We start from the raw sequence: 17,294 nt of genomic DNA on the forward strand, positions 1-17,294 counted from the left end.
CCGAACACCTCGTTCGCGCGTGGAACGGCACCGCGGTCAGGCCAGTCCACGCACGGTCGAGGCGGGTTCCCGTTCGCCGGTGATGCCCGCGACCATGTCCAGCACCTGGCGCGTCTGCCGTACTTCGTGTACCCGGAACGCGGTGGCTCCGTCCCTGGCGGCCAGCGCGGTGGCGGCCAAGGTGCCCGTCACGCGTTCGGAAAGCTCGGTACCGAGGGTCTCACCGACGAAATCCTTGTTCGAAAGCGCCATCAGCACCGGCCAGCCCGTTGCGACCAGTTGGTCGGTGTGGCGCAACAAAGCCAGGCTGTGCCGGGTGTTCTTGCCGAAGTCGTGGGTCGGATCGATGAGGATGCCGTCCGTTGGTACGCCGATCTCGGCGGCGTGTTCGGCCTGCCGCGTGGTCTCGTCCACCACGGAGCGCACCACGTCCTCGTAGCGCACGCGGTGCGGACGGGTGCGCGGTGCGGCGCCGCCGGTGTGCGAGCACACGTAACCCGCCTGGAACTCGGCCGCGACCTCGACCAGCTTGGGATCGGCCCCGGCCCAGGTGTCGTTGAGCAGATCGGCTCCCTGCACGCACACCGCACGCCCCACCTCGTGTCGCCAGGTGTCCACGCTGATCACCAGATCGGGGAAGTTCCGCCGCACCTCCGTCACGAACGGAGCGGTACGCTCGATCTCCTCGTCCACCCCCACGACGCTCCCCGGACCGGCTTTGACGCCGCCGACGTCGACTATGTCGGCGCCGTCTGCCACGGCTTCGTCGACGGCGGACAACGCGGCGTCGAACTCGAAGGTCCTGCCCCTGTCGTAGAAGGAGTCCGGTGTGCGATTCACGATCGCCATCACCAGTGGCCGCTGCGTGCCGAGCTCACGTCCCCGGAAGCGCACGGTCGTCCGCATATCCACCAATCCGCTTCCTCGGGGCCATCACCCCGCCCAATGTGCCACATCGAACGGGTCGGCCACGGTCTCGTTTGTCGTGGGCCACTCAAAACAGCGGTCCTCGGTTACTTCTACACCGCGGCACTGACGTGATCAACACACCTCGTCCAGTCTGCGGAGCGCCTGTTGGGTGTAGTACCGCAGCAGCAGTGCGTCCTCAGCGCGCACGACCGAGCACAGCCGAAGTCTCCGGTGGGGATCCTCCACCAGGTCACTGACGATGCGCCCCGCCCCGGAGCCCGCCAGCACGGGCGAGACGGTCAGGCACACCTCGTCGACGAGACCGTTGCCGACCATTCCGCCGAAAAGCCCGGGGCCGCCCTCGCAGACCACGTGACGCCAGCCGCGCCTGCCGAACTCGGCGACGGTCCACGACAGGTCCACCTCCCACTCGCCTGCCACGAGTACCTCGGCGCCCGCGGCGCGGTAAGCCTGGAGACGTTCCCTGCCCGCCGTGGCACAGGTGACGACCACGGTTGGCACCTCGGTGTCGGTGAGCACCCCGGCGTCCGGCGGCAGAGCTCCGCGAGTGACCACCGCGAGCGGTGGCACGTCGGCGCGCCCCAGCGCACGTCGACGTCGCACACGCTCAGCGGTTCGGGACACACCGCTGTAGCCCTCCGCCACCGCGGTGCCCGCCCCGACGAGCACCACGTCGGCGAGGTCCCGCACCAGTTCGAAGACGACCCCGTCCGCGGGATGTCCCAGCCCGCCGCTGCGCCCCTCGACACTGGAGGCACCATCGACGCTGGAGACGAAATTGACCCTCGTCCAAGGGTGAGTCAACGACTCGGGATAGGCATAGCTCGAAGCGAGTTCCTCGACTTCGAGGTCGCGACTGCGTTCCACGTCCCGCACGAACACCGCGGCCCCTTTCCTCGGCACCTCCGTGCCGTTCACCACCGACACGATCCTACTCGGAGACCGAACGAAAAGTTCGGTCGCTCGTGCGGTATTCGAGAAAAGGGCATCACCGATGACCGATGCCGTCACGGGGAAAGGCTCGCCCGATCACGCAGCGGAATTCCGACAACACGATTCCCGGGCGGATCACCTCCCGGAACATCCCGGTGAAACGGTACCGGGAACCGCGGCGGCCACGATTCCGGTGGCCGAACGCGTGAGAGCGGCGCCCACCGGGGGAGAACTCATCGGTGGGCGCCGCTGGACCGATCACGCGATCACCGCATCAGTCGACCGAGACCTCGATCTGCTGGGTGTAGTGGGGGTAACCACTGTAAGGGGTGATGTCGACGTCGATGTGCTTCTTGTTGGTGTTCTTGACCACGTGGTAGCCCTCGGTGTGGCTGCTCTTGATCTTCACCCAGCCCACCTTGGCGAAGTTCACCTTGAACGAAGCGGAACGCTTGGCACACTTGCCACGTTCCTTCTTCTCGATGTACTGGCCCGGGCCGGACTCCGGGTAGCTTTCGTTGACTCCGTACCAGCCCTCGAAAACGCTGATGTTCGAGCCCTGCTCCCCGTCGTCGTAGAGGCACTTGACGTTGTTGATCTCGACGTGCTTGGCGCTGTAGCTCTCGTTGTGAACGCTCATCAGCGCAGTGACTCCCCGCTCCGGGGAGGGCGGCCGCTCGGCGGTCTGCTCTGCGGTCTGCTCTGCGGTCTGCTCCGCGGCCTGCACGGCGGCCGGAGCGGTCAACGTCAGCGCGGCCAGACTCAACGCGCTCAGAGTCTTGGTGGTGATGGACACGAAAACCTCCTGTTGTCCGACTCTTCCCGAGCCACTCACAGACAAACAGAATCCTTCTTTTCCCGCAGCGCGACCACATATTCTACACACTTTTCGGGGACAACGAACCAAAACAATTCATTCCTCGCCGCGCAAAATGACGCCATTTCACTTCCGCGATCACCGAAAACCTCAAGAACGAGAAAGACGCTCGAACACGAACAATCTATACCAAACCGAAACACGGCGAGCCGACAAAATCTTTCCACTGTTCCGCACAGGGCCGAGCACGGTCCCTAAGACGGAACGCGGAAACCCGCCACGAGCTCCGTACGGGGATGCCAGGACCCGCTCCGTCCGGTTTCAGGGGAGCTCGAAGGACTCGAGACTGGCCGCACGCCGAGCGGCCCGGCGGTGCGCAGCCCGTCGAACCGGTTCCGGAACGGTTCGTCGAACGACGAAGAGATCGGGGACAATCGAACGCATGGAGGACGTGGAGATCGGCGAGGGCACCATTCGACTCGGTCAGCTGCTGAAGCTGGCGGGGCTGGTCGAGCACGGCGGCGAGGCGAAAAGCCTGATCCAGGACGGCGAGGTCCTGGTCAACGACGAGCCGGAGACGCGACGTGGCAGGCAGTTGTCACCGGGTGACCGGGTCAGCGTCGGAGCGGAGACCGTGCGGGTCACCTCGGTCTGAATCGCAACGCTGTAACGAAGGCGACATCCCGGAACAACCGGGGCCCGCGGCCGTGTTCCCGACGCGGAAACCATTGTCCAAGCGCACCGAGAGGTCGGGTTTATGCAGTTCGGAGTCTTCACCGTCGGCGACGTCACGCCGGACCCGACCACCAACCGAACTCCCACCGAGCACGAGCGGATCAAGGCGATGGTGACCATCGCCCGCAAGGCCGAGGAGGTCGGGCTGGACGTGTTCGCCACCGGTGAGCACCACAACCCGCCGTTCGTGCCCTCCTCTCCCACGACCATGCTGGGGTATGTCGCGGCACGCACCGAACGGCTGATCCTGTCGACCTCGACGACGCTGATCACCACGGACGATCCGGTCAAGATCGCCGAGGATTTCGCCATGCTGCAACACTTGGCCGACGGTCGGGTGGACCTCATGCTGGGGCGGGGTAATCAGGCCCAGGTGTATCCGTGGTTCGGGCAGGACATCCGCCAGGGACTCGCGCTGGCCATCGAGAACTACCACCTGCTGCACCGGTTGTGGCACGAGGAGGTGGTGGACTGGCAGGGCGAGTTCCGCACCCCGCTGCAGGGTTTCACCGCCACGCCTCGACCGCTGGACGATCTGCCGCCGTTCGTGTGGCACGGCTCCATCCGCAGCCCCGAGATCGCCGAACAGGCCGCGTACTACGGCAACGGCTTCTTCCACAACCACATCTTTTGGCCACCGGAGCACACCAAGCGAATGGTCGAGCTGTACCGGCAGCGGTTCGAGCACTACGGGCACGGCTCGGCCGACCAGGCTGTCGTCGGTCTCGGCGGTCAGGTGTTCATGCGCCGCAACTCCCAGGACGCGGTGGCCGAGTTCCGGCCCTACTTCGACGACGCCCCGGTCTACGGTGGCGGCCCCTCGCTGGAGGAGTTCACGTCGCAAACCCCGCTGACCGTCGGCAGTCCGCAACAGGTCATCGACCGAACCCTGTCCTTCAGGGAGTACGTCGGCGACTACCAGCGCCAACTGTTCCTCATCGACCACGCGGGACTGCCGCTCAAGACCGTGCTGGAACAGCTGGACATGCTCGGTGAGGAAGTGCTCCCGGTACTGCGCGAGGAGTTCGACGCGCTCAAGCCCTCCCACGTTCCCGAGGCACCCACGCACGAATCCAGGCTGCGTGCGCGCAGCGGCGAGGCGGTGCACTGAGCATCACGTCCGACCGCTCCACACCGCACCGGGGCAGGTCACGCGTGGCCGGCTGGCCGATCATCCGCTCGGCACCGCTGTCCGGCCACGCGGACCCACGCGCGAGCTCGGGAACACCCCCGATTCGGCGGCCCCCCCTTCGGGAAACCCTCTCGGTTCAGGAAGCTCCCCCGGTTCAAGAAGCTCCGGTCAGTTTCGAACTCTCGATGTGTCCCAGCTGGGTGAGAATGCCCAGCTGGTCGTAGTAGACCTCGCCACCGATGACCCTGCCCTGCTGGTCATATCTCAGCGTCTCGCAGAAGGGGATGTCCATCTGCCGTCGCGTCGCGGGCAGTGACCCCATCGGGCCGTCGTTCTCACCACGCCCGTGGAAGTAGGCCACGGAGACGTGCTCGCCCTCGACGAAGGACTCGCCGAGCACGCGAGCGTCGGAGAAGGCGGTGGACCACTCCCGCATCCAGTCCTTGAACTCGTCGAGTGAGTGCATGGTGATTCCCCGGGCGTGGTCGATATAGGCGTACTGCTCACCGACGTAGGCGTCCATGTCGTCGAACCGACGCTCGTTGAACAGTTGGTGCAGCTTCAGGTGCGTCTCGGCGTGTCTCATGACTCCTCCAGGAGCACACGGACCCCGGCGCCGGATTCCGTTCGCGCTCGCCGACCTGACACACGGCGTGGACGGCGCCGGGGAACATCCTCGACGGCAGCCCCGACGGCCCCGGTTCCGACCTTGCTCCTCTCGGGCGTTCCCCACCAGAGTCCAAAGACTCCTGCCACTCCCCGCCTCGTTTCGCGCGCCGTTCGCGCCGTGCCCCGCTCTGCGGAACGCCCGATTCGGGCGCCGTGGGTTGACTCAGCGGTAAGCCAGTGACATGGTTACCCACATGACTAATGAACCAACCAACTGGTTCGCACGACGGTGGTGGACGTAATGGACGACGGTCGCCCGCTGTTCCTCCAGATAGCCGAGCAGATCGAGGGCTCGATCATCGACGGCTCACTGCCCGAGGAGACACGGGCTCCCTCCACCAACGAACTCGCCGCGTTCCACCGGATCAATCCCGCGACCGCGGCGAACGGGATCAACCAGTTGGTCAGTGACGGGGTGCTCTACAAGCGAAGGGGGATCGGAATGTTCGTGGCAGGCGGGGCACGCGAGCAGTTGCTGGAACGCCGCAGGCAGGACTTCGGCCGGAAGTTCATCGCGCCGCTGCTCGGCGAGGCGCAGAAGCTGGGAATGGACGCCGAGGATCTGAAGAAGATGATCGACGCCTGGAGGGAAGAGGCATGACGGTAGCCGGTATGAGCGGGGTGAGCAAGCGCTACGGCGACTTCGTCGCGCTCGACGACGTGTCACTGGGATTCACCGAGAACCGGATTCACGGATTGCTCGGCCGCAACGGCGCGGGAAAAACGACGATCATGCAGATTCTCACCGGGCAGAATTTCGAGACCTCCGGAAATGTGGAGGTTTTCGGTGAACACCCCTACGAGAACGCCAGGGTGCTGCGCGACGTCTGCTTCATCAAGGAATCACAGAAGTATCCCGACATGTTCGCGGTCCACCACGCGCTGACCGCGGCGAGCCTGGTTTACGAGAACTGGGACGGGGAGCTCGCCGAGGAACTCGTCGAGGAGTTCGCGCTGCCGCTCAAACGACGCATCAGGAAACTCTCCCGCGGCCAGATGTCGACGGTGGGCATCATCATCGGACTGGCCTCACGTGCACCGCTGACCTTCTTCGACGAGCCGTATCTGGGCCTGGACGCGGTGGCGCGGCACCGGTTCTACGATCGGCTGCTCGCCGACTACGCCGAACATCCGCGCACCATCGTGCTTTCCACACACCTCATCGACGAGATCAGTGACCTGGTGGAGCACGTCACCCTCGTGGAGAAGGGCCGAGTACTGCTCGACGAGGACACGGACGAACTTCGTGCCGGCACGGCCACGGTAACCGGACCGGCGCGGGCGGTGGAGGAGTTCGCGGCGAACCACACCGAGCTGCACCGTGAACAACTCGGTGGTCTTCTCCGGGTCACCCTCAGCGGCGCACTTCCCGAACGGAGCCCGGAGGACCTGCACGTGGAGCCGGTCTCCCTGCAACAACTCGTCGTACGGACCACCCGACAGGCGACCGGTGAGCAGTTCGTCGGTGCCACGAACGAAAAGGAAACCCACTCATGAGGCGCCTGCTCAACGTCAGCCGAATCCAGCTGGTCAACGTTCCGGTCATGCTCGGTCTGCCACTGCTGGTACTCGGGTTGGCATTCCTCCTCAATGTGGCGATCTTCGCGATGATCAGCGACTCGGCCCGGGCGGGCGAACCGGTCAGCGGGGCGATGGTCTCGATCTACTTCGTCCTGCTGTCGGTGCACCTGCAGACCATGACCCAGGTCTTTCCGTTCGCCGCCGGTCTCAGCGTCACCCGCCGTACGTTCTTCGGAGCCACGACACTGGTGGTACTGGGGCAGTCACTGCTCTACGGAATCCTGCTGACCCTGCTGAAGCTGGTCGAAGCCGGCACCGACGGCTGGGGGCTGGGGATGCGGTTCTTCGGACTGCCCTTCCTGGTGCAGGACAATCCGCTGCTGCAGCTGCTGATCTACACCGCGCCGCTCCTGCTGCTGTCGTTCATCGGCGTCTGGGTCGGCATCGTGTTCAAGCGGTGGGGCCAGCCGGGGGTCTACACGGTCGTGATCGGCGTCGGATTGCTGGCCGTGCTGTTCGCCTTCCTGGCCACCTGGCGGGGATGGTGGGCCTCGATCGGAGCCTTCTTCGTCGAGCAGTCACCGCTGGCGTTGCTGTTCGCCTACCCGCTGGGTCTGGCAGCGGTGTTCGCCGCTGCCGGTTACCTGACGATCCGCCGCGCGATTCCGTAGGAACCGCCTCGGCGGGGCCCAACGGCGAAACCACCGAGGACACCCGGTCCGGACCGAACGAGCACGGAAGGACCGGGTGGCATTCGTCCGGAATGCACGGTCGCACGACTCGTGGCAGCTTGGTCGCAACCGCACATCCACTGGGGGACGGTGACCACGTGACCGCGCCGAACGGGATCAGCGCACGATACGAGGGTGCGGTGCTGATCGACGGCACCGGTGACGATCCGATCCCCGGCTCCGTGCTGATCGTCGACGGCGGGGGAACGATCACCTACGCGGGTGCGGCCGACGCGGCCCCGCCCCAGGACGCGACACCAGTGGTCGACCTGTCGGGGCTCACGCTGCTACCGGGATTTTTCGACTGCCACGTGCACTTCGGGCTGGGCGGGGACATGATGTCGTCCCTGCGGAACATGGCGGCACCACCGAGCCTGCGGAGCTTCGAGACCGCCCACCGAATGCGGGAAACACTGCACGCGGGGATCACGACCGCACGCGACCTCGGCGGTATCGACGCGGGCTATCGGCAGGCCCAGCAACGAGGGCTGCTCGAAGGACCACGGCTGCGGGTCGCGGGCCGCATGTTGGGGCCTACCGGTGGGCACTCCGATTTCACCCTGCCCGACGGATCGTGCCCGGATCCGGGACTCGGAAGCGTCGTGGACACCCCGGAACAGGCCCGACGGGAATCACGGACGCTGCTTCGCGACGGGGCCGACTGGCTCAAGGTCTGCGCGACCGGGGGAATGTCGACTCCCTCGGACGATCCGGAGGACGTGGGCTTGGACGAGGAAACCATCCGGATCGTGGTCGGCGAGGCAGCCGACCGCCGAAGGGACGGCGTGGCCGCGCACTCGCAGGGAACTGTCGGGATTCACAACGCGCTGCGCGCGGGGGTGACCAGTCTCGAGCACGGCTACGGACTCGACCGGCAGGGCAGCGAGCTGATGCTGCGCAACGGGACCGTGCTGGTGCCCACCCTCTCGGCGGCGCTGCGGATGCCGGAACGCGGCACCGTGCCGGACTACCTGTGGCAGAAGAAGCACCGCTGGGCGGACCGCTGCCGGTCCAACATCGCCGAAGCGGTGGCGGCCGGTGTCCCGGTAGTGCTGGGCACCGATTCCGGGATCGGTCCGCACGCGAACAACCTGGAGGAGTTGCGGCATCTCGTCGACGTCGGGTTGAGCCCGCTGGAGGCGATCAAGGCCGGCACCGGGGATTCGGCACGAGTGCTGGGGCTGCGGGACCAGGTGGGAACGCTGTCCGCCGGCATGCTCGCGGACTTCGTGGTTACCGACGTCGACCCGCTGCGCGACATCGCGGAGCTGGCCGATCCCGCCGCCGTGGTACTCGTCGCCCAGGCAGGTGAGATCCGCAAGAACACGCTCGGGAGCAGGGCCGCTTCCGTCTCGTAGCGACAGTGGGCGGCATCGGCCACGCCCCGCGCGAGTGGCGTTCCGGCCACCACACCACGAAGACCCGGTGTTCACACGTTCCCGGACATGGCCGGTTCCCGCGTGTCGTCCCGCTCCGCTTTCCGGCCGAGCTCGGCGGTCGGTACTCGGTGGGTTTCCTTCCCCGAAGCCACCGCGATCGCGTTGACCACGCAGAGCGCACCGACGAACATCGAGACACCGAACCAGCTCCGTTCACCGGAACCGGCCAGCCACACCGCCAGGCTCGGCATGAAACCCGCGATGGCGAAACCGATCTGGGTTCCGATCGCCATTCCGGACAATCGCACCCTGGTGGTGAACATCTCCCCGTAGAAGGCGGGCCACACCCCGTTCGCGGCACTGTAGACAACCCCGAACATCACTATGCCGAACACCAGGATGAGCACCCTGTTGTCCACGGATATGGACCACAGGTAGGCGAACATGAGTACGCCACTGCCCAACGAGCCGGCGATGAACACGGGTTTGCGTCCAATGCGGTCGGCCAGCTTCGCGCACAGTGGAATGGCGAACAGCGCGGTGATGTTGGCCAGCACCCCCACCCAGAGCATGAAAGCGCGGTCCACGCCGAGGCTGACCGCGTAATCCAAGGCGAAGACCGTGAAGATCGTGCTCACCGAGGCGATGACGGCGGCGACCACGATGCGCAGCACGGCGGCCCAGTGATCCCGGAACAGCACCGCTGTCGGCAGTTGCGCGACCTCGCTGCCGGAAACCTCCTTCTTGAACTCGGGGGTCTCGTCGAGAGTCTGTCGAATGACGAAACCGATGAGCACGACCACGGCGCTGATCCAGAACGGGATTCGCCACCCCCATGCGAACAGCTGCTCCTCGGGAAGTGCCGCGATCGGCAGGAACACTGCCGTTGCCAGGATCTGACCACCCTGGGTGCCGCTGAGCGTGAAGCTCGTGTAGTAGGCGCGTTTGTTCTCGGGTGAGTGCTCGAGGGTCATCGAGTTGGCACCGGCCTGCTCACCGGCTGCCGAAACTCCCTGCAGCAATCGCAGCACGACGAGCGCGATCGGGGCGGCCACTCCGATGTCGTTGTAGGTGGGAAGGCAGCCCACCAGGAACGTGGACATTCCCATCAACAGCAGGGTCAGGACGAGCACCCGCTTTCGCCCGAGCCGATCCCCCAAGTGTCCGAGGAACAGCGCGCCCAGCGGGCGGGCCACGTACCCCACCCCGAAGGTCGCGAGGGAAAGCAGGGTACCGGTCACCGGGTCGGCCTCGGGAAAGAAGATCCGCTGGAACACCAGAGCGGCCGCCGTGCCGTAGATGAAGAAGTCGTAGTACTCGAGTGCGCTGCCGATCCATCCCGCCAGTGCCGCTCTGCGCGGTCTTCCTGCCTTCGGGGTCATCCCTCGCTCCGTCGAGGCGTCCGCGTAATCGCTCACGGTGGCTCCTTCGTCGCCGTGTCGCAGTGTGGCCGGCTGGGGACACGGTCCGGCCCTCTCCCGGTTTCGTGCCACGAGCTCCGGTTCGCCAGGGTGAGGCGCGAATTCGGCTCGTGCGCCGAGCCGCCGGTCCCGTGGTGACGGGACCCCGCACGACTCGGTTACAGGCCATGGGCTACGTATTAACTAGTTAGTTAAGTACAGCAGCGTGGGGCGGCTCACGCCCTGTGTCAAGCCCTCGTCGCCGCGACTCGCTCGCTTTCAGCGAGCGGTCAGATAGTCCAGCACCATGTCGCCGAGCATGGTGCGGTAGTGCGCGCGGTACCTCGGATCCAGCATGTCGCGGTCGAAAATGGCCTTGAACGTGTGCCGGTTGGCGGTGCGGAACACGCAGAAGGCACTGATCATCATGTGCACGTCGAGGGCATCCACATCATCGCGGAACTCACCTTCCGCGCGCCCGCTGCGCAGGATCTCGCTCAGCACTTCCAGCACGGGATCGGCCAGCCCCGGGAGGCTCTCCGACTTCGCGATGTGCTTGGCACCGTGGATGTTCTCGATCGTGACGAGTCGGATGAAGTGGGGATGCGACTCGTGATGGTCGAAGGTCAGCTCCGCCAACCGCCGGATGGCCTCCCGGGGGCCGAGCCCTTGGACGTCCACTTCCCGTTCGCTCGCCCTGATCATCTCGTAGGCGCGTTCCAGGGCAGCCAGGTAGAGATTCTCCTTGCTCTGGAAGTAGTAGTAGATCATCCGCTTGGTAGTACGCGTCTTGGCCGCGATCTCGTCCACTCGGGCTCCCGCATACCCCTGTTCGGAGAACTCGGTGGTGGCGACGTCGAGAATGTCGGCCCGGGTACGGTCCGCGTCGCGTACTCGTTCGGCGGTGGGCGTGACCGCTTCCGGCTGTGGCTCGTCGAACGACGATGGATCCACCGCTCCCCCTATACCGCCGCGAACATCGGGTTATCCAAGCCTAGTAGTGCTCCCTCGATCCCCGCCGTGCCCGTTCGGGATCGAACGTCGCCTCTTCGGGGGCGGAGCCCACCGCCCCCGAGAAGCACGCGAAAGGCCCGTCTCCACTGCGTATCGGAGAGTACTCCCACCGGAAACGCGGAAGCTCGTCATATTTTTAACTATCTGGTACGTTCACTAGCGGGTTGGCACAGGCCCCGCAGAAGATCTGCGAACACCCCCTTGAGGAAGATCCGTATGTCCGACACGCCCGGCCACCTCACGGGACTGATCGGTTCCGGAATCGGGCCGTCGCTGTCCCCGGCGCTGCATCACCGGGAAGCGGACGCACTCGGGATCCGCTACCTTTACCGCCGGTTCGATCTCGATCCGAGCGATCACCCCGGCGATGCGTTCGGCGAGCTGCTGCGGGCCGCTCGAGCTTGCGGCTTCGACGGACTCAACATCACTCATCCGTACAAACGACTCGCGACGGCGCACCTCGACGAGCTCTCCCCGGACGCGGCGGCACTGAACGCCGTCAACACTGTCGTCTTCGGCAGCCACGGAGCCGTCGGACACAACACCGACTGGTCCGGCTTCGCTCGCGCACTGGACAGCGGACTACCGGATGCTCCGCTCGGCACCGTCGTGCTACTCGGTGCGGGTGGAGCCGGCTCGGCCGTCGCACACGCGCTGTCGACACTCGGAGCCGGATCGATCCACATCGCCGATGCCGATCCGGACCGAAGTTCCGAGCTCGCCGAGGCCGTCAACGAACGTTGCTCCGGCATCCTGGCCCACAGCGAACCGATGGACCATGCGGGCATGCTGCCGAAGCCCCTACTCGATCGTGCTGACGGCCTGGTGCAGGCGACCCCCACGGGAATGGCCGAACACCCGGGGATGCCGATTCCGGCCGAATCGCTGCGCGCCGGGATGTGGGTAGCCGAAGTGGTCTATCGCCCGCTGCGCACCGAACTCGTACGCGCTGCACTCGCCAGGGGATGCCGAGTGCTGGACGGCGGACGCATGGCGGTGTTCCAGGCCGCGGACTCGTTCCGCCTGTTCACCGGGGTCGAGCCCGACGCGGAACGGATGCTGCGTCACTTCGCGAGGCTAACCGAAACCGAAGGTACGAACACCCGTGTCCGCGGTTGAGTACGTTTCGCACGGGAGCTCGCCGGTCGGTCGCACGTTCAACGGTGCCGCGCGAGTTTCCGTGAGATCACTTGACGAGGTCGGCACGCCAGCGTCCGATCTCGGTGAACCAGGAGCGCGGCTGCCACGTGGAATCGATCCCGGCGTGGTCCGGCCCGGAAACCTCGGTTTCTTCTGGCGATCGGACCTCGGAAGAGACCGTCTCGCTCTGAACGTCCTGCTCGCGCATCGTCGTCTCACCACTCCCAGGGCGGTCGGCCGCGACCGCCGAGCACCTGCCCCGGGCTCCGGCGGTCACAGTTCGTTGGCTCCGCCAACGATGCGGACGAAATCGCGGTAGCACAAGTGAATCTTTCTACATTATCTGGTAGCAAAACTTCAATTTTGATTTCGTGCTGGTCACGCCGTCGACACAGGTGGAGCACCCGGCGGGACGCCTCCGTTCGGAATGCGGATGACACGGCTGCCCACTCACCGCACCCGAGCCGGAGGCCGCCACGGAGAGCAGCCGAGCCAACCGCACGGGATGCGCCCGGTAACCGCTCCCCTGCACACCCGCGCCGAGAGCAGGCGCCCGAGCTGTACCCGATATGCGGAGAATTCGGTTCGGAATACGAGGGGACGGATTCACGCATCCGCTGCCACCCCTCCGGATCCTCCGGGGAGCTGTAGGATTTTCGGTTCGAATCCAACCAACAGGAATAACGATTCGATACCGGAAGCGTCGCAGGGGGGTTCTGCAGCCCAAAAACGGACAGCATTCCGCCGCCCGAACAGCCACGTGATGCGCGGCAAACACATCGAAACACTGCCGAGAAGAACGTCGCAACGGGAGCACTCCATCCCGCATCACGTGGATCGCCTTTCGTCCCCAAGCCGCGACCGTGTGGAAATCGGGCTCGATGACTCATCGAAATCTGCCGCGGACCTGCGCGACGAGCTCTTCACGGAAAGTCCGCTCGGTAGATCAGCGCGTGGGATACTTGCCGACTCTCACCGCTGGAGACCGGATGCCGGGTTAATCACCACGCCGTCTCGGAAGTCCCTCCCGAATGGAGATTCGGGAGAAGCCGCGGTAGTGCTGAGCGCGCCAGGGTTACTCGCGGAATGGCACGCCCGGCGGTCGGTTACCGGCACGCGAGTCGGAGCCTCGCCGCACTACGGACACATCCAGTAACCAACTGAGCCACGTGCCCAGTGTCCGTGCGATGGGGTCGACTCACGCACCGGAACCACTCGACCGAATCAGGATGAACAGACGAACCAACCCGAGGTCCTCGAAGCCCGCTCGGTCCTGCGAGGATCCCGAGAGGGATGTTCGGTACTTCCGACACAGGAAGCGCCACGCCGGTCGGCTAGCCAACGAAAAACATCAGCCGGAAAAGAAACGATCGCTGATCGTCGTCGCACGCGCCCCCACGTCTGATCCTGACCGATGATGCGCGGTGTTCATCCGGACGGTAAATGTGTTCTCCCTGTAACCAGCGATGCTATAAACCGTGCAACATATGTTTACACCTCCTTCGCGGAATCACGCTGTTCCACCGTGCTCTCCGGTCAGCCATGCCCCGGCCAACGCCCGTTCCGACCAAAGCAAGGTCGAACCGGCACCGGTACCGACGAACACTACGGAAAGCTCGCATCGCACTCGCTGATCAAAAGCTTATACACCGAATGTGGACCTCGACAAACGCTCACTCCGGGAAACACACGAACGAGCTACTAACACCGTAACGAAGATCCGGGGGCATCGCCCGGACAAAAATGACGAAATTAATTCACAACGCGGCGTAGTGCCTCCCCCGCGGCTCACCGACCGGGGGCATGCCCACTTCACGGCTCGACCCCACTTCACGGCTCGACCCGAGCTCCGAATCAGAGCCGACCACTACGTGTAGAGCGGCTCTTCGCGGGATACCCGAATGGACAGGTCATTGGTGTGCCCGGGCCATACCTGGCCGAGGGATGCGGGGTTGAACCCACAGCCACGTCTTCCCGGGGATACACGGGGTGTTCTCGTTCGAACCAGCAGCGGGAACACCCTTCCTTCACCACGGGGCCGACTCCTTCACCACGGGCCCGGCCCGACGAGGTCCCTGCCAAGACCCGCCCCCCCCTGCTGCGACCGCTCCCTGCCGTGGCACGTCCCGTTCCGGCACGCCGCGACGGGAACTCCGCGACCGAACCGGGTGAGGCGGCTCACGAGCGCTCCGGTGAGATGTGCTCCACCGGCGTGGTGGTTGCTATACTCGTCGCAGGTTGAGCAGTCAGCCGGACCACATTCCAGCTTGGATCACGTCCGAGCAGGGTGTCGTTGGATCCAGGCTCGTAGGACTGCCTTCACGGCCGGGCACGGGCTCAGGCCTCACCTCGATCGGTTCCGCTTCGGGCTCTCACGCCTGGGTCGACGACACACGTCGATGCAGGAAAGAGGAGAAGCCAATGACGCCCACACCGTTCGAACAACACCCCGTTTCCCCCGGTTCGGACCCGTTCACACCCCTGGTACCCGAACCCGCCCGGCAGGAGCCGGTCGAGCGTCCCGAGAAGCTGCGGCTGCGAGTCACACGACCGGGGCCGAACGCCATTCTGCTCACCGCTGCCGGCGAGGTGGATTCCACCACTGTGACGCGGTTCCGAGAAGTGCTCCTTCCTCGGCTGTCGGCCACCGCCCGGCTCCTGGTCGTCGATCTCGGTGCGGTGGAGTTCCTCAGCGTTCCCGGCCTGGAACTGTTGCGCTACGCTCACTCCCAGGCATTCAACCGGGGTATGCTGCTGCGATTGGTCGTGAACACGCACGCGGTTCGGCGAGCGATGTGGCAGACGGGACTGGACACCGTGTTGGAGAACCATCCGACGGTGGCATCGGCGCTGGAAGCCGTCCCGGAGGAACGAGTGCCCGAAGGGGTTGCTTCCACCGGAATCGCCGAGTCCCCCGGAAGCGTTTTGAACGGCGAACGGTAACGGGAACCGCCAACTGGGTAACCGCCAACCGGTAACCGGCTGCCGGTTTCGCTGCCACGGGACTTCCGCATCCGTGTGCACCCTCTCGCGTGCCGAGCGCACGCGGCTCCCCGCGAGCATCACGGCCGCGCAAGTAGGATCGGTCTCGGCTAGCTCACGGCAAGGAAGGCCCGAATGCAGCAGTATCCGACGCAGGACACGGAGTGGCAGGCCCAGCTGGAGGAGATCACCGGGGCCCTGGAAACCGTGACCGAGTCCATGGAACGCGAGGAGAAACTCGAGGAACTGCTGAGTCGGGTCTGCCAACAGGTGTTGCGCGCCGTACCGGATGTGGACATGGCGGGAATCACACTGCACCGGGAGAACGGGCCGGAAACCTTCGTCTGTACCGACGAGCGGGCTGTCGAGGTCGATGCGGAGCAGTACCGGGCGGGCAACGGACCTGCGCTGCACTCCGCCAAAACCGGAAAAATCGTGCGGGTCGAACTCACCGAGGCGAAGGAGCGCTGGCCGGAGTTCACCAGCGCGGCCACCGAGGCGGGACTCGGCAGCTACCTGTCCGCGCCGTTGTTCATCGACCACGAGTACCAGGGGGCCATGAACCTCTACTCGCGGCGGGAGCACGGCTACCGCGAGCTGGACGCGACCGTGCTGGATCTCTACACCACCGCGGTCGAGGGTTATCTGCGCACCTGGCAGCGCTATCTGGCCACTCGAAGACTCACCGAGCAGTTACGCACCGCCCTGGAGTCGCGTCCGGCGATCGATCAGGCCAAGGGTATCCTCATGGTGCTGCACAACTGCAGCGCGGAACAGGCCTTCGCCACCCTGGTCGACTATTCCCAGCGCAGCAACACCAAACTCCGCGAGGTCGCCGAGCGTATGATCAATGAGGCGGTCGGCTCAGCGAGCTTCGACAAGTCCGGGTGAACCGCACGCCCGCGCCGTCACGGGCACTTCGGGTGCGCGGGCCGCTCGGCCACTAGGTGGCGAAGGGTACCGACAGGCCACGTGGAACGGTTGACGACGATCGAAAGCGACGACGATGAGGGTGCTGCTCGCCGGATGCGGTGATCTGGGTACGGAAGCCGGTCTGCGGTTCGCGGCAGCCGGGCACCAGGTGCTCGGTCTACGACGTACTCCGGAGCTGCTTCCCGAGGGTATCGAGGGGCAGGCCGTGGACCTCACCCGGGAGCGTCCCGCGGTGCCCGGCGACACCGACATCGTCGTCATCGTGCTCACCGCCGATCAGCGAACGGCCGCAGGGTATCGCTCGACGTATCTCGACGGGCTGAACAACGTGCTCGACGCGATCGACGAGGCGGGAGTCCGACCACGGATCCTGTTCGTGTCCTCCACGGCGGTCTACGGCGACATCGACGGCCCGGTCGACGAGACCACTCCGACCGCGCCCGCCTCGGCGACGGCCGAGATGCTCGTGGCTGCCGAGGAGCGGCTGCACAGCAGGTTTCCCGAGGCGATCGCCCTACGGCTGGCGGGGATCTACGGTCCCGGCCGTACCTCGCTGCTCGACCGGGTTCGGGACGGCACCGCCACTGTGGATCCCACTCCGCGCTACACCAATCGCATCCACCGCGACGACGCTGCCTCGGCCATCGTGCATCTCACGACAGCGGTGGAGAACCCGGAACCGGTCTACACGGGCGTGGACCACGAACCGGTCGACCGCGCCCGAATACTGCGTTTCCTCGCCGAGGAGCTCGGCACGGCTCCGCCCGCCGTACGTGACTCGGCGGCACCGGGCGGCTCGGGCAAGCGGTGCCGCAACGATCGACTCCTCGAATCGGGATTCCGGTTCGCCTACCCCGACTACCGCGCGGGTTACCGGGCCGTGCTGGCCGGGCAGGGCACACGGCATCGTTGACTCGGGGGCGACGCGTTACGGGCCTCGTGGCGGGTCGTCCGGCCCCGGCCGCCTCACGTGGCGCC

Annotated in this window: 17 protein-coding genes; 10 read left to right on the forward strand and 7 right to left on the reverse strand. The window is 65.6% G+C overall.

Annotation, left to right across the window (positions count from 1 at the left end; all coding sequences use genetic code 11):
• Window positions 1-36: 36 nt before the first annotated feature.
• The 3 genes from folP to BLR41_RS19585 all read right to left on the reverse strand — a co-directional run bounded on the left by folP (window position 37) and on the right by BLR41_RS19585 (window position 2,659).
• Window positions 37-906: a dihydropteroate synthase gene (folP, locus tag BLR41_RS19570; protein WP_092631261.1), complete on the reverse strand. Its 870-nt coding sequence runs from the start codon at window positions 904-906 to the stop codon at window positions 37-39.
• Window positions 907-1,041: 135 nt separating this feature from the next.
• Window positions 1,042-1,848, reverse strand: coding sequence for a pyrimidine reductase family protein (locus tag BLR41_RS19575; protein ID WP_245694574.1), 807 nt, complete (start codon window positions 1,846-1,848; stop codon window positions 1,042-1,044).
• A gap of 289 nt (window positions 1,849-2,137) precedes the next feature.
• Window positions 2,138-2,659: a hypothetical protein gene (locus tag BLR41_RS19585; protein WP_143013142.1), complete on the reverse strand. Its 522-nt coding sequence runs from the start codon at window positions 2,657-2,659 to the stop codon at window positions 2,138-2,140.
• Window positions 2,660-3,122: 463 nt separating this feature from the next.
• On the opposite strand from BLR41_RS19585, the gene BLR41_RS19590 reads away from it, so the two are divergent.
• Both BLR41_RS19590 and BLR41_RS19595 read left to right on the forward strand, forming a co-directional pair.
• Window positions 3,123-3,335 carry an RNA-binding S4 domain-containing protein gene (locus tag BLR41_RS19590; RefSeq protein ID WP_092631269.1) on the forward strand — a complete coding sequence of 71 codons (213 nt, stop codon included), beginning with the start codon at window positions 3,123-3,125 and terminating at the stop codon, window positions 3,333-3,335.
• Between the two features lie 102 nt (window positions 3,336-3,437).
• The gene (locus BLR41_RS19595) at window positions 3,438-4,526 is read left to right on the forward strand and encodes an LLM class flavin-dependent oxidoreductase (RefSeq protein WP_092631272.1); all 1,089 of its coding nucleotides are present in this window, start codon (window positions 3,438-3,440) and stop codon (window positions 4,524-4,526) included.
• Window positions 4,527-4,701: 175 nt separating this feature from the next.
• Here BLR41_RS19595 and BLR41_RS19600 read toward each other — a convergent pair whose 3' ends face one another.
• On the reverse strand, window positions 4,702-5,133 hold the full coding sequence (locus BLR41_RS19600; protein ID WP_092631275.1) for an ester cyclase: 432 nt from the start codon (window positions 5,131-5,133) through the stop codon (window positions 4,702-4,704).
• Between the two features lie 324 nt (window positions 5,134-5,457).
• On the opposite strand from BLR41_RS19600, the gene BLR41_RS19605 reads away from it, so the two are divergent.
• From BLR41_RS19605 to BLR41_RS19620, 4 genes are all read left to right on the forward strand, one after another.
• Window positions 5,458-5,817, forward strand: a complete 360-nt coding sequence (locus tag BLR41_RS19605; RefSeq protein WP_092631278.1) for a GntR family transcriptional regulator — start codon at window positions 5,458-5,460, stop codon at window positions 5,815-5,817.
• Window positions 5,814-6,713: an ABC transporter ATP-binding protein gene (locus tag BLR41_RS19610; protein ID WP_092631281.1), complete on the forward strand. Its 900-nt coding sequence runs from the start codon at window positions 5,814-5,816 to the stop codon at window positions 6,711-6,713. Before BLR41_RS19605 ends, BLR41_RS19610 begins: the two co-directional genes overlap by 4 nt.
• On the forward strand, window positions 6,710-7,408 hold the full coding sequence (locus BLR41_RS19615) for a hypothetical protein (protein WP_092631284.1): 699 nt from the start codon (window positions 6,710-6,712) through the stop codon (window positions 7,406-7,408). Before BLR41_RS19610 ends, BLR41_RS19615 begins: the two co-directional genes overlap by 4 nt.
• Before the next feature lie 119 nt (window positions 7,409-7,527).
• Window positions 7,528-8,826 (forward strand): metal-dependent hydrolase family protein, encoded by a 1,299-nt coding sequence (locus tag BLR41_RS19620; protein ID WP_218120267.1) that lies wholly within the window; start codon window positions 7,528-7,530, stop codon window positions 8,824-8,826.
• 71 nt (window positions 8,827-8,897) lie between these two features.
• Here BLR41_RS19620 and BLR41_RS19625 read toward each other — a convergent pair whose 3' ends face one another.
• Window positions 8,898-10,229, reverse strand: coding sequence for an MFS transporter (locus tag BLR41_RS19625; RefSeq protein ID WP_092631562.1), 1,332 nt, complete (start codon window positions 10,227-10,229; stop codon window positions 8,898-8,900).
• Window positions 10,230-10,526: 297 nt separating this feature from the next.
• Window positions 10,527-11,201 carry a TetR/AcrR family transcriptional regulator gene (locus BLR41_RS19630; RefSeq protein WP_092631291.1) on the reverse strand — a complete coding sequence of 225 codons (675 nt, stop codon included), beginning with the start codon at window positions 11,199-11,201 and terminating at the stop codon, window positions 10,527-10,529.
• A 276-nt stretch (window positions 11,202-11,477) separates the two neighbouring features.
• On the opposite strand from BLR41_RS19630, the gene BLR41_RS19635 reads away from it, so the two are divergent.
• A complete protein-coding gene (locus tag BLR41_RS19635; RefSeq protein WP_092631294.1) occupies window positions 11,478-12,380 on the forward strand; it encodes a shikimate dehydrogenase in 903 nt (300 codons plus the stop codon).
• Between the two features lie 67 nt (window positions 12,381-12,447).
• Here BLR41_RS19635 and BLR41_RS22955 read toward each other — a convergent pair whose 3' ends face one another.
• Window positions 12,448-12,609: a hypothetical protein gene (locus BLR41_RS22955; RefSeq protein ID WP_176798071.1), complete on the reverse strand. Its 162-nt coding sequence runs from the start codon at window positions 12,607-12,609 to the stop codon at window positions 12,448-12,450.
• Between the two features lie 2,213 nt (window positions 12,610-14,822).
• Here BLR41_RS22955 and BLR41_RS19640 point away from each other — a divergent pair.
• The 3 genes from BLR41_RS19640 to BLR41_RS19650 all read left to right on the forward strand — a co-directional run bounded on the left by BLR41_RS19640 (window position 14,823) and on the right by BLR41_RS19650 (window position 17,229).
• Entirely contained in the window at window positions 14,823-15,344 is a 522-nt protein-coding gene (locus BLR41_RS19640; RefSeq protein ID WP_092631297.1) for an STAS domain-containing protein, read from the forward strand.
• 174 nt (window positions 15,345-15,518) lie between these two features.
• Window positions 15,519-16,274, forward strand: a complete 756-nt coding sequence (locus BLR41_RS19645) for an ANTAR domain-containing protein (protein WP_092631300.1) — start codon at window positions 15,519-15,521, stop codon at window positions 16,272-16,274.
• Between the two features lie 115 nt (window positions 16,275-16,389).
• Entirely contained in the window at window positions 16,390-17,229 is an 840-nt protein-coding gene (locus BLR41_RS19650) for an SDR family oxidoreductase (RefSeq protein WP_092631303.1), read from the forward strand.
• Window positions 17,230-17,294 lie beyond the last annotated feature (65 nt).

The organism is Actinopolyspora mzabensis, from assembly GCF_900101095.1.
GTDB classification, from domain to species: Bacteria; Actinomycetota; Actinomycetes; order Mycobacteriales; family Pseudonocardiaceae; genus Actinopolyspora; species Actinopolyspora mzabensis.